The sequence below is a fragment of the Hydrogenophaga sp. FW305-3-2-15-A-LB1 genome (assembly GCF_058787875.1).
Window position 1 is genome coordinate 1 of the sequence record NZ_JBYTAE010000029.1, and the last position, 19559, is coordinate 19559.

The 19559-nt window shown below is 70.6% G+C and carries 20 protein-coding genes; 10 read left to right on the forward strand and 10 right to left on the reverse strand.

Going from position 1 to position 19559, the window contains the following annotated elements; genetic code table 11:
* The 5 genes from AC3WPZ_RS10920 to AC3WPZ_RS10940 form a co-directional block, all read right to left on the reverse strand.
* Positions 1-1321, reverse strand: a 1321-nt coding sequence (locus AC3WPZ_RS10920) for a thiamine pyrophosphate-binding protein (protein WP_492439539.1), incomplete at its 3' end; no start/stop codon positions are given.
* 22 nt (positions 1322-1343) lie between these two features.
* The gene (locus AC3WPZ_RS10925) at positions 1344-2324 is read right to left on the reverse strand and encodes a Bug family tripartite tricarboxylate transporter substrate binding protein (protein ID WP_382323575.1); all 981 of its coding nucleotides are present in this window, start codon (positions 2322-2324) and stop codon (positions 1344-1346) included.
* 54 nt (positions 2325-2378) lie between these two features.
* The gene (locus tag AC3WPZ_RS10930) at positions 2379-3404 is read right to left on the reverse strand and encodes a 2Fe-2S iron-sulfur cluster-binding protein (RefSeq protein WP_382323574.1); all 1026 of its coding nucleotides are present in this window, start codon (positions 3402-3404) and stop codon (positions 2379-2381) included.
* Entirely contained in the window at positions 3401-3877 is a 477-nt protein-coding gene (locus AC3WPZ_RS10935; protein WP_382323573.1) for an aromatic-ring-hydroxylating dioxygenase subunit beta, read from the reverse strand. Before AC3WPZ_RS10935 ends, AC3WPZ_RS10930 begins: the two co-directional genes overlap by 4 nt.
* 4 nt (positions 3878-3881) lie before the next feature.
* Positions 3882-5144, reverse strand: a complete 1263-nt coding sequence (locus AC3WPZ_RS10940; RefSeq protein WP_444688288.1) for an aromatic ring-hydroxylating dioxygenase subunit alpha — start codon at positions 5142-5144, stop codon at positions 3882-3884.
* 133 nt (positions 5145-5277) lie between these two features.
* Between AC3WPZ_RS10940 and AC3WPZ_RS10945 the strand changes: the two genes are divergently transcribed.
* From AC3WPZ_RS10945 to AC3WPZ_RS10975, 7 genes are all read left to right on the forward strand, one after another.
* Positions 5278-6036 carry an IclR family transcriptional regulator domain-containing protein gene (locus tag AC3WPZ_RS10945; protein WP_382323571.1) on the forward strand — a complete coding sequence of 253 codons (759 nt, stop codon included), beginning with the start codon at positions 5278-5280 and terminating at the stop codon, positions 6034-6036.
* A gap of 113 nt (positions 6037-6149) precedes the next feature.
* A complete protein-coding gene (locus AC3WPZ_RS10950; RefSeq protein ID WP_382160502.1) occupies positions 6150-7346 on the forward strand; it encodes an ROK family transcriptional regulator in 1197 nt (398 codons plus the stop codon).
* Positions 7346-8848 carry a sugar ABC transporter ATP-binding protein gene (locus AC3WPZ_RS10955; RefSeq protein ID WP_444688289.1) on the forward strand — a complete coding sequence of 501 codons (1503 nt, stop codon included), beginning with the start codon at positions 7346-7348 and terminating at the stop codon, positions 8846-8848. Before AC3WPZ_RS10950 ends, AC3WPZ_RS10955 begins: the two co-directional genes overlap by 1 nt.
* The gene (locus tag AC3WPZ_RS10960) at positions 8829-9833 is read left to right on the forward strand and encodes an ABC transporter permease (RefSeq protein WP_382327211.1); all 1005 of its coding nucleotides are present in this window, start codon (positions 8829-8831) and stop codon (positions 9831-9833) included. The genes AC3WPZ_RS10955 and AC3WPZ_RS10960 overlap by 20 nt, the downstream gene beginning before the upstream one ends.
* A gap of 54 nt (positions 9834-9887) precedes the next feature.
* On the forward strand, positions 9888-10850 hold the full coding sequence (locus AC3WPZ_RS10965; RefSeq protein ID WP_444688290.1) for a substrate-binding domain-containing protein: 963 nt from the start codon (positions 9888-9890) through the stop codon (positions 10848-10850).
* A 22-nt stretch (positions 10851-10872) separates the two neighbouring features.
* Positions 10873-11940, forward strand: a complete 1068-nt coding sequence (locus AC3WPZ_RS10970; protein ID WP_444688291.1) for a sugar phosphate isomerase/epimerase family protein — start codon at positions 10873-10875, stop codon at positions 11938-11940.
* Positions 11937-13073 (forward strand): Gfo/Idh/MocA family protein, encoded by a 1137-nt coding sequence (locus tag AC3WPZ_RS10975; RefSeq protein ID WP_444688292.1) that lies wholly within the window; start codon positions 11937-11939, stop codon positions 13071-13073. The genes AC3WPZ_RS10970 and AC3WPZ_RS10975 overlap by 4 nt, the downstream gene beginning before the upstream one ends.
* Here AC3WPZ_RS10975 and AC3WPZ_RS10980 read toward each other — a convergent pair.
* A complete protein-coding gene (locus tag AC3WPZ_RS10980; protein ID WP_444688293.1) occupies positions 13070-13885 on the reverse strand; it encodes a DUF72 domain-containing protein in 816 nt (271 codons plus the stop codon). The two genes, AC3WPZ_RS10975 and AC3WPZ_RS10980, sit on opposite strands and share 4 nt — an antisense overlap.
* Before the next feature lie 94 nt (positions 13886-13979).
* On the opposite strand from AC3WPZ_RS10980, the gene AC3WPZ_RS10985 reads away from it, so the two are divergent.
* The 3 genes from AC3WPZ_RS10985 (at position 13980) to AC3WPZ_RS10995 (ending at position 15926) form a co-directional block, all read left to right on the forward strand.
* The gene (locus AC3WPZ_RS10985; RefSeq protein WP_444688294.1) at positions 13980-14504 is read left to right on the forward strand and encodes a DJ-1/PfpI family protein; all 525 of its coding nucleotides are present in this window, start codon (positions 13980-13982) and stop codon (positions 14502-14504) included.
* 106 nt (positions 14505-14610) lie between these two features.
* Positions 14611-15354, forward strand: coding sequence for an ABC transporter substrate-binding protein (locus AC3WPZ_RS10990; RefSeq protein ID WP_492439542.1), 744 nt, complete (start codon positions 14611-14613; stop codon positions 15352-15354).
* The gene (locus AC3WPZ_RS10995) at positions 15351-15926 is read left to right on the forward strand and encodes a mechanosensitive ion channel domain-containing protein (RefSeq protein WP_444688295.1); all 576 of its coding nucleotides are present in this window, start codon (positions 15351-15353) and stop codon (positions 15924-15926) included. Before AC3WPZ_RS10990 ends, AC3WPZ_RS10995 begins: the two co-directional genes overlap by 4 nt.
* A 7-nt stretch (positions 15927-15933) precedes the next feature.
* Here AC3WPZ_RS10995 and AC3WPZ_RS11000 read toward each other — a convergent pair whose 3' ends face one another.
* The 4 genes from AC3WPZ_RS11000 to AC3WPZ_RS11015 are packed head-to-tail and all read right to left on the reverse strand — an operon-like array spanning position 15934 to position 19542.
* Positions 15934-16893 carry a sugar kinase gene (locus AC3WPZ_RS11000; protein ID WP_492439544.1) on the reverse strand — a complete coding sequence of 320 codons (960 nt, stop codon included), beginning with the start codon at positions 16891-16893 and terminating at the stop codon, positions 15934-15936.
* Positions 16880-17539: an RraA family protein gene (locus AC3WPZ_RS11005; protein ID WP_382160527.1), complete on the reverse strand. Its 660-nt coding sequence runs from the start codon at positions 17537-17539 to the stop codon at positions 16880-16882. The genes AC3WPZ_RS11000 and AC3WPZ_RS11005 overlap by 14 nt, the downstream gene beginning before the upstream one ends.
* Positions 17540-17563: 24 nt before the next feature.
* Complete coding sequence (locus AC3WPZ_RS11010; RefSeq protein ID WP_382323563.1) at positions 17564-18520, reverse strand: C-terminal binding protein; 957 nt, start codon at positions 18518-18520, stop codon at positions 17564-17566.
* A gap of 8 nt (positions 18521-18528) precedes the next feature.
* Entirely contained in the window at positions 18529-19542 is a 1014-nt protein-coding gene (locus AC3WPZ_RS11015) for a TRAP transporter substrate-binding protein (protein WP_492439547.1), read from the reverse strand.
* Positions 19543-19559 lie beyond the last annotated feature (17 nt).

A 19559-nucleotide genomic window follows, 5' to 3' on the forward strand; every position in this document is an offset into this window, starting at 1 on the left:
AGCCCAACCCGCCCGAGGACGGCAGCTGGAAGAAGCCGCCGGCTTCCTCGAAACCCATCTGCTCGCGCACGGCCGAGTACTCGTTGACCAGGATCGCGTCGCGCGGCCGCACGGCCTCGAGGCAGCGCGAGAGGAACAGCTTGCTGATGGCGCCGCCGCGCGCCTCGTCGCGCTGCGCGCGGGCCGCGATCTCGCCACGCACCGCCGCGCCGATCGCCTGCGCGCGCTGGCGGCGCCGCTCGGCCTGCGAGAGCGCGCCCACGGCTTCGAGCGCGGGGCCCAGCGCGGCCAGCAGCGCGCTGGCGTTGGTGGTGATGCAGAGGTCGGACGGGAAACTGCGCATCGGGTAGCGCTCGAAGAGCGGGTCGCTGCCCGCGAGCGCCACGAAAGCGCCGGGCCGGGGCGTGGCGACGGCGGGAATCCAGGGCACGTCCGTTTCAAGGAACAGCAGCGCGTCGGCGTGCGGCAGCACCGCGCCCATCTCGTAACCCAGGTGCAGCGGGTGCGAGGACGGAAAGCTCACGTAGCGCGGCCGGTTCTCGGCCACGCCGATGCCGAAGCGGTCCGCGAGTTCGCTGAGCTGGGCCACGGTCTGCGGGTCCGCGCCGCTGCTGGTGCAGACGATGACCGGGCATTCGGCCGCGGCCAGCGCGCGCGCCAGGGCCAGCACGGCCTCGAGGTCGGGGTGGGCGGCCGAGGCCACCGGCACCTGGCCACCCACGCGGCAGGCAGCGTGCGGTTGCGCCAGCACCTCGCGCGGCAGCGTGAGGTAGACCGGGCCGCGCGGCTCGGTGCTCGCCACGCCCAGCGCACGGTCCACCACCTCGGCCACGTGGTGGCCGTCGCGCAACTCGTAGTCCCACTTGACCAGCTCGCGCACCATGGCCCCCTGGTCGAACATCTCCTGCGCCCAATGGACCTCGTGGGTGCGCGAGCCGGCGCGGCCCTGTTCGAACCAGGGCGTGCGCCCGGCCGCCAGCAGCAGCGGCACCTGCGCGCGGATCGCGTTGAACAGGCCGCACACCGCGTTGGCCGTGCCCACGCTCACGTGCAACATCACCGCCTGCGGGCGGCGCGCCACCATGTAGAAGCCGTGCGCCATGCCGATGGCCAGGTTCTCGTGCCCGATGAGCACCGGCTCGGGCAGCACCAGGCCGGCCTCGGCGGCGCGCGCATAGGCCTCGATCACGGGCGCGGTGTCGGTGCCCGCGCCCACGTAGAAATGGTCCACACCGCGGTCCTTGAGCAGCACGAGGAAGGCCTCGGCCACGGATTCGGTGCACACGGTCCGGGCGGCGTCCGCCGGCAATGCCTGGTTCATGGTGAGGTCCTGTGTCCTGGCATCAGTCCAGCGTGATCTGCGCCGAATCGATCACCTTCTTCCAGCGCGCCGACTCCTCGCGCAGCATCGCGGCGGTGGCCTCGGGCGTGCTGCCCACCGGGTCGGCGCCCAGCGCCTCGAACTGCTTGACCACGTCGGGCATCTTCACGATGGCCGCGACTTCCCTGGCCAGGGTCTGCGCGATGGCCGGCGGCGTGCGCTCGGGCGCGACCAGCGTGACCCAGGTGCCCGACTCGAAGTTCGGCACACCGGCTTCGTGCATGGTCGGCACGTCGGGGATGAAGCCCACGCGCTCCTTGGTGGCCGAGGCCAGGATGCGCACGCGCTTGCTCTGGTGGAAGGGCAGCGTGGTCGTCACGTTGTCGAACATCAGGTCCACGGTGCCGGCCATCAGATCGGTCAGGGCCGGCGCGGAGCCCCGGTAGGGCACGTGGACCATCTTGATGCCCAGGCGGCTCTCGAAGTACAGCGCGGTCAGGTGCGAGGTGCTGCCATTGCCCTGCGAGGCGAAGCTGAGCTTGCCCGGGTTGGCCTTGGCGTAGTCGATCAGCTCCTGCAGGTTGCGCGCCTTCACCGAGGGGCCCACCACGATCACGTTGGGCATGTTGGCGATGGTGGTGATCGGCACGAACTTGCGCGCGTCGTAGTTGATGCTCTTGTAGAGGTTGAAGTTGATCGCCAGCGGCCCGGGCGGGCTGGCGAACAGGGTGTAGCCATCGGGCGCGGAGCGCGCCACGTGCGCGCCGCCGATGTTGCCACCCGCGCCGGGCTTGTTGTCGACGATCACGCTCTGCTGGAAGCGCGCGCGCAGCTTGTCGGCCACGATGCGCGCGATCGAGTCGGTGGTGCCCGCCGCAGGAAACGGCACGACGACGGTGACGAGCTTGTTCGGGTAGGGGCCGTCCTGGGCGGCGCCCGGCAGGGCGAAGGACAGCAGCGCGGCGGCGCACAGGGCGAGGCGGGTGAAGGGGCGGCGGTTCATGGGGTTGTCTCCGGTGTTGGGTCGGGGTCGGTGGGATCGGATCGGGAAACGCGTTTACATGGCCACGTCCTGGGAAGGCGCGAAGGCGTCGCAATAGAAACGGGCCGGGTCGAGGCCGCGCTGCGCGAAGGCCTCGCGCGCCGCCGCCACCATGGCGGGCGAGCCGCAGGCGTAGACCTCGTGGCCGCTGAGGTCCGGCAGATCTTCGACCACCGCCTCGTGCACCCGGCCGGTGCGCCCGCTCCAGCCGCCGTCGGCAGCGGCGGCCGCGGAGACCACGGGCACGTAACTCGTCTTGCCCGCGTCGGCCCAGCGCTGGGCCAGCGCGTGGCGGTACAGCAGCTCGGGCGTGCGCGCGCCCACGTAGAGGTGCAGGCGGCGCTGGGTGCCTTTCTTCAGCAGTTCCTCGAGGATGGACTGCACCGGCGCGAAGCCCGTGCCACCCGCGACGAACACGATCGGGGCCTCGCTCTCGCGCAGGTAGAAATCGCCCAGGGGCAGGCGCAGCCGCACCGGGTCGCCCGGCTGCAGCTGGTGGAAGACCTGCTCGGCGAAGCGCCCGCCTTCGAGGTAGCGGATGTGCAGCTCCACGCCGTCGCTCTGCTGCGGCGGGTTGGCCATGGAGAAGCTGCGCTCCTGCCCGTCGTCGAGCAGCACCCGCAGGTACTGCCCGGCGCGGAACTTCGCGCGCACGCCGGCCGGAAAGCGCAGCTTGAGCACGGCCACCTCGGCGGCCGGGCGTTCGATGCGCAGCACCTTGGCGGTGATCACCTTCTCGCTCGCCAGGTCGCGCCGGTGCACCTCGCGCGGGGCGATGCGCAGGTCGGAGCAGGGCCGCACGCGGCACAGCTTCACCGCCGAGGCGGGGCCTTCCTGTTGCGGGCCCAGGTCCTGGCGGCCCGGCGTCACGAACGTGCCGCTGAGCACCTCGCCTTCGCAGCTGCCGCACACCCCCGCGCGGCACGACGCGGGCAAGGCCCAGCCGGCGCGCTCGGCGGCCGCGAGCACGGACTCGTGCGCGGCGCACTCGAAGTCCAGCGCCTCGTCGGCGGTGGTGATGCGGTACACGGCGGTGCTCACAGCGGGATGGCCAGCAGGGTGTCAAAGACCGAGCTGTCGCAGACCACCACGCGGCGGGCGATCTTGAGTTCGCCGTCGCCCTCGATGCGCAGTTCGTCGTGGTAGCAGCCGGTGACGAAGACCTGGCTGGTGCCGTTGCGCATCACGCGGTAGACCGCGAAGGGCGTGCGCGTGCGCACGGTCTGGCCCTCGGTGGCCAGGTGGGCCGGCACGGAGACGATGTGGCGGTAGCTGTGGCGCTCGTAGATGTTGGCTTCGCGCAGGCCCGAGACGCGGTCTTTCAGCATGCCCCGCGAGTCGGCGAAGATCAGGCCGGCGTCCCAGCCGCGCGCGTGGTTTTCCAGCGTGGTGATGCTGTAGAAGCAGTCGGGCGTGAAGAAGTCGGGCCAGGCCTCGAGCCGGTCGGCGTCGATGCAGTCGGCGTAGGCGGCGTTGAGCAGGCTCACGGCCAGGTGGAGTTCAAGGCGGTTCATCGGCTCAGATCCCCATGTGGGCCCGGTAGGCCTTCCAGAAACCGCGCACCGAGGCTTCGGTGGCGCGCGTGTCCTGCGTTTCGGTGCTGGTGCCGCCCATCTGCACGATGGCCGTGTCCTCCTGCGCCGACACCGTGCCACGCTGCACGAAGCCGCCGACGCAGCCGTCCTCCATCGAGACCAGGCCGGCGGGCCCGATCAGGTTGCACTGCTTGAGCCGCGCGTAGCGCATCTCGGGCGTGTCGTCGGCGAAGCCGATGTAGGTCCAGTTCAGCGCGGTCTGGCCCACGCCCTGGGGCAGCACCTGGCGCACCACGATGCTGTTCCAGATCTGACCGAGCACGAAGCCGGGAAACACCGAGAGGATCTGCAGCGTGATGCCGTCGCCCACCTCGTCCGTGCCTTCGAGAAAGCTCGGGTCGTTCAGGCGGTACTGCTCGTTGTCCGAGCGGATGCCCTGGTCGCGGTACTCCGAGCCGGCCTCTTCGGTCTTGTCGATCATGGAGTAGCTCACGTGGCTGCCGCCGTCGTCCGAGACGATCAGGCCGCCGCGCTGCGTGAGGCGGTTGACCTCGAAGGTCGTGAGGAAGAGGTGCAGCAGGCTGGCGTGGTAGCTGTCCTTCACGTTCTCGAAGTACAGCTTCCAGTTGTTGGGCAGCGCCTGCGTGAAGCGGCCCAGGATCTGCAGCGGCTTGTCGCGCAGCACGCGCTGGATGCGCCCGAGCACGGCCTCGCCGATGTACTCCTCGATCGGCGGCACGTCGTCGCTGAAGCTGCCGAACACCAGGCCGCAGACGGTGGACACGCGCAGCTTGCGCGGCGAATGCGCTTCCTTGCAGAAGCCTTCGGGCATGCCGCCCTTGCCGCTCACGCCGCCTTCGAAGGCCACGCCCGTGAGGTTGCCCTGCAGGTCGTAGGACCAGGCGTGGTAGACGCAGGAGAAGTTCTCGGCATGGCCAGCGTTCTCCAGGCAGATCAGCGCGCCGCGGTGCGAGCAGCGGTTCTCGAACGCGTAGAGCTCGCCGTCGTGGTCGCGGGCCACCACCACCGGCGTCTCGCCGGCGAAGGTGCTGACGTAGTCGCCCGCCTGCTGCAGCTCGGCCTCCAGGCAGAGGTAGTTCCAGGTGGCGCCCTGGTAGATGCGGTCCTGCTCGCGCTGGCGGATCGCCTCGTCGCGGTAGATCCAGTAGGGGATGCGGGTCAGGCCGCCTTCGGGCCAGGTCCGCGGGGCCGTCAGGCCGCTGATGTCGATGGGTGCTTCTTGCATGGTCTCTGTTCAGTGCGCATTGCGCACATCGTTCGTTGGGGCGGTGTGTGGGGCAAATTATCGAAGCATCACCGACATGAATCAATGCAGCCTGGGTTAAAGTCCGCAATGCGCACTTTTTTGGAGAGACGGCATGAAACTGGAACGACGCGACTTCGTGGCCTCGCTGGAAAGCGGGCTGGCCGTGATCGAGGCCTTCGATGCGCAGCACACCCGCCTCACGCTGACCGAGGTGGCGCAGCGCACCTCGCTCACCCGCGCCGCCGCGCGGCGCTACCTGCTCACGCTGACCAAGCTGGGTTACGCCGACTACGACGGCAAACACTTCTCGCTCGACCTGCGCGTGCTGCGCCTGGGCTATGGGCTGCTGTCGGGTGCGCCGCTGCCGCGCAAGGCACAGCCCGTGCTCGACACCGTGGGCTGGCAGACCGACGAAGTGACCTCGGTGGCCGTGCTCGACGAGACCGCCGTGGTCTTCGTGGCGCGCTCGCAGAGCCGCCGCGTGTTCTCGCCCACCGTCGGGGTGGGCACGCGGCTGCCGGCCTATTGCTCCTCGGCCGGCCGCGCCCTGCTCGCGCACCGCAGCGATGCCGAGGTGCTGCTGCTGCTCGGGCACAGCCCGCTGCAGCAGTTCACGCCGCACACACGCGCCACGCCGCGCGCGGTGCTCGAGGCGGTGCACCAGGCCCGCGCGCAGGGCTATGCGATCAGCGACGAGGAGTACGAGATCGGCCTGCGCTCCATCGCGGTGCCGGTGCCCAACGCGCACGGCCGCGTGGACGTGGCGATGACCGCCAGCGTGCAGTCCGGCCGCATGACGCCCGCGCAGATGGTGGAGCAGCTGCTGCCCCCTTTGCTGGAAGGCGCGAAGTCGCTTTCCGCCTTGCTGTGAGGTGGATTGACCCGATTTGGGTCGAAATTTGATCTTGTCGGGTCGAATTCGACCGCATAGCATGCGTCTCCAGTGCCGCGCCCGACGACGGCACACCAACGGAGACACGCATCTTGAACTGGAAAGGCCTGAAAACCGGTGAGCGCACCGTGCTGGACCATGTGTTCTGGGCCAGCGGCATCTCGCGCGACGCCCTGGCCGCCGCGGCCTCGTTCTCCAAGACCCGCGCCAACGCGGCGGTGGCCGAGCTGCTCGAACAAGGCCTGCTGGAGCAGACCGGCGAGCAGGTGCCCACCGGCGGGCGCCGCGCCGACACCCTGCGCCTGAGCCGCAGCCTGGGCGTGCTCATCGGCGTGGCCGTGGGCGCCACCGGGCTGGAGGTGGGCATCCTCAGCCCCGACCTGGCCGTGATGGCCCACCACAGCGAACCGGCCGACGTGCACGACGGCCCCGGCCCGGTGCTCTCGCGCATCCGCGTGCTCATGCACGAGCTGCTGGCGCGCTGCGGCGTGGCGCCGCGCCAGGTGATCGGCATCGGCATCGGCCTGCCCGGCCCGGTGGACTTCGACAGCGGCCAGCTCGTGAGCCCGCCGTTGATGCCGCTGTGGGACGGCTACTCCATCCGCGACGACCTCGCCGCCGACTTCAGCGCGCCCGTCTTCGTGGACAACGACGTGAACGTGATGGCCCTGGGCGAGCTCTGGCGCATGCAGCGCAGCCTGCCCAACTTCCTGGTGGTGAAGGTGGGCACCGGCGTGGGCTGCGGCATCGTCTGCCAGGGCCAGGTCTACCGAGGCGCCAACGGCTCGGCCGGCGACGTGGGTCACATCTGCGTGGTGCCCGACGGCCCGCGCTGCCACTGCGGCAACCTCGGTTGCGTGGAGACGCTGGCCGCCGGGCCCGCGATCGCGCGCATGGCCACCGAGGCCGCCCAGGCCGGCCAGAGCCCGCTGCTCGCGCGCATGCTGGCCGAGCGCGGCCCGCTGCGCCTGCAGGACGTGGCCGAGGCCAGCCGCGCGGGCGACATGGCGGCCAACCAGGTGGTGCAGCGCTCGGGCGCGCTGGTGGGGCAGATGCTCGCCTCGGTGGTGAACTTCTTCAACCCCTCGCACGTGTTCATCGGCGGCGGCGTCACGCGCGTGGGGCCGCTGTTCCTGGCCGCCGTGCGCCAGAGCGTGTACCACCGCTCGCTCGCGCTCTCCACGCGGCACCTGGAGATCCAGTACACGCCGCTGGGCGAACGCGCCGGGCTCATCGGCGCGGGCGTGCTGGCCATGCAGGAAAGCCTGCGGCAGATGGAGCTGGCGTGATGGCGGCCGCTGGCGTGCGCGTCGAGCTGCGCGGCATCGTCAAGCGCTTCGGCCCGGTGCAGGTGCTGCACGGCGTGGACCTGGCCTTCGAGCCCGGCCGCGTCTACGGCCTGCTGGGCGAGAACGGCGCGGGCAAGTCCACCCTCATGAAGATCCTCGCGGGCTACGAACGGCCCAGCGAAGGCACGCTGCAGGTGAACGGCCGCGCGGTGCGCTTCGACGGCCCGCGCGCGGCCGAGGCCGAAGGCATCGTGCTGATCCACCAGGAGTTCAACCTGGCCGAAGACCTCACGGTGGCGCAGAACATCTTCCTGGGCCACGAGAAAAAGCGGCGCGGCCTCTGGCTCGACGACGGCGCCATGCGCGCCACCACGCGCCGCGTGCTCGACGACGTGGGCCTGAGCAAGGTGCACCCCGACACCCGCGTGCGCGACCTCATCGTGGCCGAGCGCCAACTGGTGGAGATCGCCAAGGCGCTGTCGCGCCACGCGCGCGTGCTCATCATGGACGAGCCCACCGCCACGCTCACGCCGGGCGAGACCGGCCGGCTGTTCGGCCTGGTCGCGCGCCTGCAGGCCGAGGGCGTGACCATCGTCTTCATCTCGCACAAGCTCGACGAGGTGGAGCGCATCACCGAAGAGGTGGTCGTGATGCGCGACGGCCGCCTGGTGGCGCAGCAGGCCACGGCCACGCTCACGCGCGCGCAGATGGCGAACCTGATGGTGGGCCGCGAACTCGCCGACCTCTACCCGCCGCGCACCGAGGTGCCGGCCGACGCGCCCGTGCTGCTCTCGGTGCGCGCCCTGAGCGTGCCCGGCTGGGCGCAGGACGTGAGCTTCGAGGTGCGCGCGGGCGAGGTGTTCGGCTTCGCCGGCCTGGTGGGCGCGGGGCGCACCGAACTCTTCGAAGGCCTGCTGGGCCTGCGCGAGCGCAGCGCGCAGGCGGTGCAGGTGGCCGGGCGCGAGCTGCTGCCGCGCTCGCCGCGCGAGGCGGCCGACGCCGGCCTCACCTACCTGAGCGAAGACCGCAAGGGCCGCGGCCTGCACGTGCGCTTCGGCCTGCGCGAGAACCTCACGCTGATGGCGCTGCAGAAGCACGCCCGCCCCTGGCTGCAGCCCGCGAGCGAGACCGCCGCGCTGGCCCAGGCGGTGCGCGATTTCGGCATCCGCACCGGCTCGCTCGACGTGCCGGCCGGCTCGCTCTCGGGCGGCAACCAGCAGAAGCTCGCACTGGCCAAGGTGCTGCACCCGGACCCGCGCGTGGTGGTGCTCGACGAGCCCACGCGCGGCGTGGACATCGGCGCCAAGCGCGACATCTACGCCCTCATCCAGCGCCTGGCCGCCAGCGGCCGCGCGGTGGTCGTGATCTCGTCCGAACTCATGGAACTCATCGGCCTGTGCCACCGCGTCGCGGTGATGCGCTCGGGCCGCCTGCAGGCCACGCTCTCGGCCGCCGACCTCAACGAACAGGAGCTCATCGCCCATGCCACAGGAACGCACTGACGCCACCCCGGCACCGCCCCCGGCCGCCGGCCGCGCCTGGCGCCTGCCCACCCTGGGCCCGCTGCTCGGCCTGGTGCTGCTGTGCATCGCCGGCACGCTGCTCAACCGCGAGTTCGCCACGGTGGACAACGCCATGAACGTGCTCACGCGCACCGCCTTCATCGGCATCATCGCCGTGGGCATGTGCTTCGTGATCATCTCGGGCGGCATCGACCTCTCGGTGGGCTCCATGGCCGCGCTGATCGCGGGCGTGGTGATCCTGCTCATGAACAAGATCGCCCCGCTGGGCTGGCCACCGGTGGCGGTGGTGATGGTGGGCATGGCCGCCGCCGTGCTGCTGGGCGCGCTGTTCGGCCTGGCGCACGGCCTGCTCATCACGCGCGGGCGCATCGAGCCCTTCATCGTCACGCTGGGCACGCTGGGCATCTTCCGCGCCTACCTCACCTACTTCGCCGACGGCGGCGCGCTCGCGCTCGACAACGCGCTGGCCGACGCCTACGGCCCGGTGTACTACGGCAGCCTGCTGGGCGTGCCCATCCCGGTGTGGATCTTCGCGCTGGTGGCCCTGGCCGGCGCCCTGCTGCTCAACCGCACCGCCTTCGGCCGCTACGTGCAGGCCATCGGCTCCAACGAGCAGGTGGCGCGCTACGCCGCGGTGGACGTGGACCGCATCAAGGTGCTCACCTACACCCTGCTGGGCGTGTGCGTGGGCATCGCCACCCTGCTCTACGTGCCGCGCCTGGGCTCGGCCTCGCCCACCACCGGCCTGCTGTGGGAGCTCGAAGCCATCGCGGCCGTGATCGTGGGCGGCACCGCGCTGCGCGGTGGCGCCGGCAGCATCGGCGGCACCGTGATCGGCGCCATCCTGCTCTCGGTCATCAGCAACATCCTCAACCTCACCAGCATCATCAGCGTGTACCTCAACGCGGCGGTGCAGGGTTTCGTGATCATCGCCGTCGCATTCATGCAGCGGCGGCGTCCCTGAAGGCACGCCATGCCTTCTTTCTTTCCCTGTCATCAACACATCAAGGAGACAAGCATGAAGTACCGTTCCCGTCTGCTCGCGCTGGCCGCCCTGGCCGCGCTGGGCATGGCCAGCCCGCTGCTGGCGCAGGCCCAGAACAAGGTGAACCTGGGCGTGGCCATCCCGGCCGCCACCCACAGCTTCGCCGCCGGCCTGGTGTACTGGGCCAACGAAGCCAAGAAAGAACTGGAGAAGGACCCCAACATCAAGGTCACGATCAAGACCGCCAGCGGTGCGCCCGAGCAGGCCAACCAGCTGCAGGACCTGGTCACCGCGACCAAGATCGATTCGCTGGTGATCCTGCCCTTCGAATCCGCCGCGCTCACGCGCCCGGTGCAGCAGGTCAAGGCCAAGGGCGTGTACGTGACGGTGGTGGACCGCGGCCTCACCGACACCAGCGCGCAGGACGCCTACGTCTCGGGCGACAACACCGCCTTCGGCAAGGTGCCGGCCGAGTACCTGGCCAAGGCGCTCAACGGCAAGGGCAACATCGTGGCGCTGCGCGGCATCCCCACCACCATCGACAACGAGCGCATGGACGCCTTCAACGCGGTGATGAAGAACCACCCCGGCATCAAGGTGCTGGACGCCAAGCACGGCAACTGGAACCGCGACGACGCCTTCAAGGTGATGCAGGACTACCTCACGCGCTTCAAGGAGATCGACGCCGTGTGGGCGGCCGACGACGACATGGCCTTCGGCGTGCTGCGCGCGATCGAACAGGCCAAGCGCAAGGACATCAAGATCGTCTTCGGCGGCGCCGGTGCCAAGGCCATGGTCAAGACGCTGATGGACGGCAGCAACCCGCTGATCCAGGCCAACGTGTCCTACTCGCCCAAGTTCCTCTACGACGCCATCAAGATGACCGCGCTGGCGCGCAAGAAGGGCGAGAAGCTGCCGCCGTCGACCATCGTGCCCTCGGTGCTGATCACCAAGGCGAACGCCAAGGACTTCTACTTCCCCGACTCGCCGTTCTGAGTCCGCGCGCCAGGAGGACCCCATGAAAACCATCCAGGGACCCGGGATCTTCCTGGCCCAGTTCATCGGCACGGCCGCGCCGTTCGACACGCTCGACGGCCTGGCCGGCTGGGCCGCCTCGCTGGGCTACCGGGGGGTGCAGATCCCCACCAGCGACGCGGCGATCTTCGACCTCGAGCGTGCCGCGACCAGCGACACCTATTGCGACGAGGTGAAGGGCCGGCTCGCCGCGCACGGCCTGCAGATCACCGAGCTCTCGACCCACCTGCAGGGCCAGCTGCTGTGCGTGCACCCCGCCTACGACCTGCAGTTCGACGCCTTCGCCGCCCCCCAGGTGCGCGGCAACCCCACGGCGCGCACGGCCTGGGCGCACGAGCAGCTGCTGCTGGCCGCGAAGGCCTCGCGGCGCCTGGGCCTGAAAGCCCACGCCAGCTTCTCGGGCGCGCTGGCCTGGCCCTACCTCTACCCCTGGCCGCAACGCCCGCCCGGCTTGGTGGAAGCCGCGTTCGCCGAACTCGCGAAGCGCTGGCGCCCGGTGCTCGACGCCTTCGATGAAGCCGGCGTGGACGTCTGCTACGAACTGCACCCCGGCGAAGACCTGCACGACGGCATCACCTTCGAGCGTTTTCTCGACGCCGTGGGCCAGCACCCGCGCGCGAACATCCTCTACGACCCCAGCCACTTCGTGCTGCAGCAGCTCGACTACCTGGCCTTCATCGACCACTACCACGAGCGCATCCGCGCCTTCCACGTGAAGGACGCCGAGTTCCGCCCCAACGGCAAGCAGGGCGTGTACGGCGGCTTCTCCAGCTGGATCGACCGCGCGGGCCGCTTCCGCTCGCTCGGCGACGGCCAGGTGGACTTCAGGGGCATCTTCTCCAAGATGGCGCAACACGACTACGCGGGCTGGGCCGTGCTGGAGTGGGAGTGCTGCCTCAAGCACCCGGAAGACGGCGCGCGCGAAGGCGCGGCCTTCATCCGCGAGCACCTCATCCGCGTGGCCGACCGCGCCTTCGACGACTTCGCCGCCAGCGCGGGCGACCCCGCCACCCTGGCCGCCCTGCTCGGCCTGAACCGGGGCGCGGCATGAGCACGAACGACGGGCGCGCGGCGCGGCGCATCCGCCTGGGCATGGTGGGCGGTGGCGACGGCAGCTTCATCGGCGCGGCCCACCGCATCGCCGCGCGCCTGGACGACCAGTTCGAGCTGGTGGCCGGCGCGCTCTCGTCCACCGCCGAACGCGCGCACGCCAGCGCGGCCCGGTTGCACATCGCGCCCGAGCGCAGCTACGCCGACTACACCGCCATGGCGCAGGCCGAGGCGCGGCGCGAGGACGGCATCGACGCCGTGGCCATCGTCACGCCCAACCACCTGCACGTGCCGGTGGCGCGCGCCTTCGTGGAGCAAGGCATCCACGTCATCTGCGACAAGCCGCTGGCCACCTCGCTGGCCGAGGCCCAGGCGCTCGCGCAGGCGGTGCGCGAGCGCGGCCTGCTGTTCCTGCTCACCCACACCTACGCGGGCTACCCCATGGTGCGCCAGGCGCGCGAGATGGTCGCCGCCGGCGAACTCGGCGAGCTGCGCATCGTGCAGGTGGAGTACGCGCAGGACTGGCTGGGCGAACCGGTCGAGCACCAGGGCAACAAGCAGGCCGAATGGCGCGCCGACCCGAATCGCGCCGGCCCGGCCGGCGCGCTGGGTGACATCGGCACCCACGCCTACCAGCTGGCGCGCTACGTGAGCGGCCTGCAGGTGCAGGAACTCTCGGCCGAACTCACCCGCTTCGTGCCCGGCCGCGCGCTGGACGACCACGTGCAGGCCATGCTGCGCTTCGACGGCGGCGCGCGCGGCATGCTGTGGGCCAGCCAGGTGGCCAGCGGCGCCTGCAACGCGCTGCGCCTGCGCGTCTACGGCACGCGCGCCTCGCTGCATTTCGACCAGGAGCAGCCCGAATTCCTGAACTTCGCCCCGCTGGGCGGCCCGGTGCGGCAACTGCGCCGGGGCATGGCGCCGCAGATCGCCGCCAACCGCATTCCGGCCGGCCACCCGGAGGGTTACTTCGAGGCCTTCGCCGAGCTGTACCGCGATTTCGCGCGCGCCTGGCGCGGCGAAGCAAGCACCAACATGCCCGGCCTGCTGGACGGGCTGGACGGCATGGCCTTCATCGAGGCCGTGCTGAACAGCCACCAGCAGAACGCGCGCTGGGTGCGGCTGGAGCGTTAGCCGAGGCGCTCGATCAGCGCCATCGCGGCCGCCGGGGCGCGCTCCTTGGCGCCGCTGATGAAGTACATGAACACGTCCCGCGCCTTGGCCTTCGGGCCGGCGCCGTCGACCCGCGGCACGTCGGCCGGCTCACCGCCGGCGGCCCAGGTCCTCGCGGCCTCGGCCCAGCGGTCCAGCGCCTTGGGGGCGTAACCGGTCTTCACCTTCGGGTCGGTGCGCATCAGGCGCGCGTAGACAAAGTCGCCGGTCAGGTCGGCGAACGAGGGGTAGTCGTCGGAGTCGGTGAACACCGTGGCGCAGCGGTGCTTGCGCGCGAGCGCGAGGTAGGCCGGGTCCAGGAAGCTCGCGTGCCGCACGTCCAGCGCGTGGCGCAGCGGCAGGCCGTCCACCTCGCGCGGCAGCAGCTTCAGGAAGGCCTCGAAGTCCACCGGGTCGAACTGCTTGGTGGGCGCGAACTGCCAGACCAGCGGCCCGAGCTTGGGGCCGAGTTCGCTCAGGCCACTGCCCACGAAACGTTCGATGGACTCGCCGGCCTCGGCCAGCACGCGGCGGTTGGTGGTGAAGCGGTTGGCCTTCAGCGAGAACACGAAGCCCTCGGGCGTCTCGTCGCGCCACTTGGCGAAGGTGGGCGGCTTGAAGGTGCTGTAGTAGGTGCCGTTGACCTCGATCGCGGTCAGCTTCGTGCTGGCGTAGGCCAGCTCCTTGCTCTGCGCCAGGCCTTTGGGGTAGAAGTTGTCGCGCCAGGGCTCGTAGGTCCAGCCGCCCACGCCCGACCGGATCGCGCCCGATGTTGCCTTCTTGCTGGTGGCCATGCCGTCTCCTGCGGAAAAAACGTCTGCAACTCTACAAGATGACCGGCGCGGCAGGGCGATTTTCCCAGGCACGCCATTTGCCCCAATGGCGGGTATGGCTCAGCTCCCGCCCTCCCTCCAACACGCCGTGCTGGCCGGCGATCCCTCGATCCGGGCCCGCAAGGTGGCCATCCTGGTCGCGCACGGCATCGTCGGCAAAAGCGCCGTGGGTCTGCACGCCACCTTGCTGGCCCTCGGCGCCCAGCCCTGTTTCGTGGCACCCCGGATCGGCCCGGTGAAGACCGTGGACGGGGTGTTCGTCGACGCGGAGGCTTCGCTGCAGAACGAACCCGGCTTCCTGTTCGACGCGCTCGCCCTGCCCGATGGCGACGAAGGCGTGCAGGCCCTCGCGCGCGACACCCACACGCTGGACTTCATCCGCGACCAGCACCGCAGCGGCAAGGCCATCCTGGCCATGCCCGCTTCCCGCGCGCTGCTCGAAGCGGCGGGCGTGTCCCCGACCCTGCCGTCGGGACAGGCGGACCCGGGGCTGGTCGTCGGCCACGACGCCACGGCCTTCGTCCAGGCCATCGTGCGCGACCGGCATCCCGGCCGCCACATCGAGCCGCCGTCCCCCTGACGCCCTCCCGGTGACCCGGGAGGGCCGTTACCATGGTCATCCTTTGCCGCGGGCCCGAGGCCACGCGACAAGCCATGGACGTTCACCCGCCTTCCCCCTCATCGCCATGACCGCTCCCCTCCCCCTATCCCACAGCTTCGCGCCCACCGGCCGCCTGCGCGCCTCCATCAACCTGGGCAACCCCCTCCTGGCCAACCGCAACCCCGCCACCGGGCAGCCGTTCGGCGTCTCGGTGGACCTCGCGCACCGCCTGGCGCAGCGGCTCGGCGTCGGGATCGAGCTGGTGGTGTTCGACACGGCCGGCCAATCGGTCGAGGCGGTGAGGAACGGCGCGGCCGACGTCGGCTTCTTCGCCATCGACCCGCTGCGCGGCGAGGGCATCGCCTTCACCGCGCCCTACGTGCTGATCGAAGGCAGCTACCTGGTGCGCCAAGAATCCCCGCTGCAGAGCAACCACGAGGTGGACCGGCCGGGCACGCGGGTGACCGTGGGCAAGGGCAGCGCCTACGACCTGTTTCTCTCGCGCGAGCTGCGGCAGGCCGAGATCGTGCGGGTGGCCAGCTCGCAGGCCGTGGTCGACGAGTTCGTGCGCCAGGGGCTGGACGTGGCCGCCGGCGTGCGACAGCAGCTGGAACACGACCAGCAGCGCCACCCGGGCCTGCGGCTGCTGCCGGGCCGCTTCATGGTGATCCAGCAGGCCATGGGCCTGCCCAAGGACCGCGGCGCCGACGCCGCGCGTTACCTGCACGCTTTCGTGGAAGACATGAAGTCGTCGGCTTTCGTGGCCGCTTCCTTGAACCAGCACCACATCCAGGGCGCCTCGGTGGCCCCCGCCGCCACCGCCCCATGAAAGACTTTCTCCCCGCCTACGCCCACCCCTTCATCGACGTCATCACCATCGCGCTGCAGATGGCGCTGATCGTCTTCGTGGCGCTGCTGCTGCGCTCGCTGCTGCACCGCCTCATCACCCGCGTGGGGGAGGACAAGCGCCTGCCGCTGGAACTCGTGATCGGGGGCCGGCGCGTGGTCACCTTCCTGCTGTTCGGTGCCGCCCTGCTGCTGGTGCTGGACCGCGTGGGCGTCTCCGGCATGGTGATCTGGACCGCCTTCACCGGTTTCGCCGCCGTGGGCGCCATCGCCTTCTTCGCGGCCTGGAGCGTGCTCTCCAACATCTTCTGCGCGGTGCTGATCTTCACCTCGCGCCCGTTCGGCCTGCGCGACCGCATCGAGCTGCTCGAAGGCGGCGACAAGCCCGGCCTGGCCGGCGAGGTGATGGACATCAACCTGATCTACACCACGCTGCGCGAAGACACCGCCGACGGCGCGGAGCCCTCCTACCTGCGCGTGCCCAACAGCCTGTTCTTCCAGCGCACCACGCGCCTGCGCACGCGCGAGTCGGTGGTGCGTTCGCTGCTGGACTGAGCGGCGCTCAGGGCCGGTCGGCCGCGAGCACCTCGCGCACGCGCGCGGCGTGCGGAATCGGCGCCACCGCGCCATAACCCTCGGTGGAGAGCGCGGCCACCGTGGCGGCGTAGCGCCCGGCGGTGGGCAGGTCGTCGCCGGCCACCAGCCGCGCCACGAAGGCACCGCCGAAGGCATCGCCCGCGCCGGTGGCGTCCACCGGCTGGCAGCGCGCGGGCGCGATGCGGTGGCGCTCGCTGGCCGTGGCCACGATCGCGCCCTGCTCGCCCATCTTGAGCGCCACCGTCTTCGCGCCCAGGCGCAGGCAGTGGTCCACCAGCGCGTCGGGCTCGCGCAGGCCGGTGATGGCGACCACGTCGTCGTAGCTCGGCAGGCAGATGTCGCTCAGGCCGATCACGTCCGTCATGACGGCGCGCGCGCGCTCGACCGACCACAGCTTGAGCCGCAGGTTGGTGTCGAACGAGACCCAGGCCCCGGCGGCGCGCGCGCATTCGATGGCGGCGTAACCCGCGTCGCAGGCGCTCGGCGAAATCGCCAGCGAGATGCCCGAGAGGTGCAGCACGCGCGCCGTCGTGATCGGCGCGCGCGGCAGCGTGGCCGGCGTGAGCCGGCTCGCGGCCGAGCCGCTGCGGAAGAAGCTGAAGTGGTGGCCCTGGTCGTTGTGGGTCACGAAGTAGATGGCGCTGAAGGCCGCCGGGTCGCTGAGCACGTGGCTGTGGTCCACGCCCTCCTCGTCCCACAGGCGGCGCAGCAGGGCGCCGTAGGGGTCGTCGCCGAGCGCGCTCACGTAGGCCACGCGCGCGCCCTGGCGGGCGGCGGCGATGGCGAAGTTGGAGGTGTCGCCGCCGAAGCCCTGCAGGTAGCTGCGCCCGCCGTTCTCCCCGGTCTGGTTGAACTCGACCATGGCCTCGCCCAAGGCCACGATCTGCGCGGCCCCGGCGTGGCTGGGTGCCTCAGATGCGGCCATATTTGGCCAGGCCCTTGCGCAGCGACTTCTCGGCCATGATGAGCTTGGCCTGCTCCAGCTCGCGTTCGTCGATCTCGCGCGAGGCGGCCAGCACCTCGGCGGCCCGCGCGCGCGGCACCACGACCACGCCGTCCACGTCGCCCACCACGATGTCGCCCGGGTGCACCACGATGCCGCCCACGCGCACCGGCACCTGCGAGGCCACCGTGCGGAAGCGGCCCAGCGTGGTGCCGGGGCTCACGTCGCGGGCATACACCGGGAAGCCGTAGTCGCGCCGGATCTCGGTGAGGTCGCGCACGCCGCCATCGAGCACCGCGCCGGCATGGCCGTTGGCCACGGCACCGGCCGTCATGAGGCCGCCCCACACCGCCACGTCGGGCTGGCCGCCGTCGATGGAGATCACGATCACGCTGCCCGGTTCGGCTTCGTCGATCAGGTCCAGCGCGTGCTGGGGCGGCACGAACTCATCGGTCGCCGATTCGAGCACGGTGGCGGCCGGGCCGCAGAGGCGCTTGTCGTTGATGCGCGGCTTGATGGGCGTGTCCATGTAGCCGCGCTGGCCGCAGACCTTGTCCACCGCGTCGGCCACCGAGGCCACGGCCACCTGGTTGAAGCCGTCGACCAGCTCCTTCAATTCCTTGTTCATCGTTTCTCCGTTCCATCAAAAAAATCACCAGCGGTTGAGCCAGTGCAAGGGTTGTTCTCCGCGCAGGACGCGCACCGCCTCCTGCGCCGTCTTGAGCTGCAGCTCGCGCATGGCCTCTTCGCTGTACCAGCCCATGTGGTTGGTCACGACCACGTTGTCCAGGCCGAACAGCGGGTGCGCGCCCGGGGGTTCCTGCTCGAACACGTCCAGCCCCGCGCCCAGGATGCGGCGCTCGCGCAAGGCCTCGTACAGCGCCTGCGTGTCCACCAGGCCGCCGCGCGCCGTGTTCACCAGGATGGCGGTGGGCCGCATGAGCGCGATGCGCCGCGCGTCCACCATGTGTTTCGTGTGCGCGTTCAGCGGCGCGTGCAGCGAGATCACGTCGGCCTCGGCGAACAAGGTGTCGAGGTCGGTGCGTTCCACGCCGGGGGGCATGTCGGTCTTGGGATCGTGCACCAGCACGCGGCCGAAACCGAAGCCGGCGAGTTTCTCCAGCGTCATGCGCGCGATGCGGCCGAAACCCACCAGGCCCAGCGTGCGCCCGCGCAGCCGGAACATGGGCTGCAGCACGCCGGTGGACCAGCGGCCCGCGCGCACCTCGGCGTCGTGCAGGCCGATGCGGCGCGAGACGGCCAGCGCCAGCGCCACGGCCTGCGAGCTCACTTCGTCGGTGCCGTAGTCCGGCACGTTGGCCACCATGATCCCGCGCTCGCGCGCGGCGGCCTGGTCGATGTTGTCCACACCGATGCCGTAGCGGATCACCGCGCGGCAGCGGGTCATGGCGTCGATCACCCGGCGCGACACCGGCGACTCGCGCACCAGCACCACGTCGGCGTCCACCACCGAGGCCGCCGCCGCGTCTTCGTCGCGGCGGCAGGGGCGCACCTCGAAGCGCGCGCCCTCGGCGCCCAGCAGGGCCTCTTCCTGGTCGTAGGCGGCGTAGCCGTCGTCCAGGGCCACCACCAGGCGGTCTTGCGTCACCCCGTCGCTCACTTGGCGGCAGCGGCTTGCAGCAGCTTCTCGGTCCACTCCTTGCTCACCTCGGCCTCGAGGTAGGCGCGCACCGGCGGCTGCGCCACCTTGCGGAAGCGGTCGATCTCGGCCGGGCTGAGTTCGGTCACCGTCATGCCCTTTTCGGTCAGCACCTTCTTGGCCGAGAGGTCCTGCGCGCGCGTCATGTCGCGGTGGATCTTCTTGGCGATGTCCACACCTTCGGTCACGGCCTTCTTCTCGGTGGCGTTCAGGCCGTTGAAGAAGCGCTCGCTGACCATGTAGGCGTGCAGGCTGTAGACGTGGCCGTCCAGCGTGATGTGTTTCTGGTGCTGGAACAGGCTGGCGGCCATGATGTTGGTGACGCCGTTTTCCTGGCCATCGGCTGTGCCCTGCGCGAGCGCGGCGGGCAGTTCGCCCCAGTCGATCGCGGTGGGGCTCGCGCCCAGCGACTCGACCAGCTTCACGAACACCGGGCTGGGCTGCACGCGGATCTTCAGGCCCTTCATGTCCTCGGGGGTCTTGATGGCGCGCTTGCTGTTGGTGAAGTGGCGGATGCCGTTGTCGGCGTAGGCCATGAGGCGGATGCCGGTGCGCTTGCGCATGTCCTCGGCCAGCTCCTGGCCGAACTTGCCGTCGAGCACGGCGTAGGCGTGCGCGTGGTCGTTGAACAGGAAGGGCAGGCCGAAGATGTTGAAGGTCTTGTAGACGCCGGGAATGCCGCCGTCGTGCACCACGGCGAGTTCGACCGTGCCCAGGCGCAGGCCTTCCATGACCTGCTGCGCCGGGCCCAGCTGGCCGGCGGGGTACAGCTCGACCTTGAGCGAGCCGTTGGTGGCTTTCTCCACGTGGTCCTTGAACGCGAGCGCGGCGGCGTGCTTGGGCTGGTCGTTGCCGGCCGGTTGGTAATGCGTGTACTTCAGCACCTTCTGCGCGAACGCGGGGCCGGCGCCGAGCGCCAGCAGGGCGGGGGCGGCCACGGCCGCCAGGAAGTGCTTGCGATGAATCTTCACGGGGAGTCTCCTTCTGT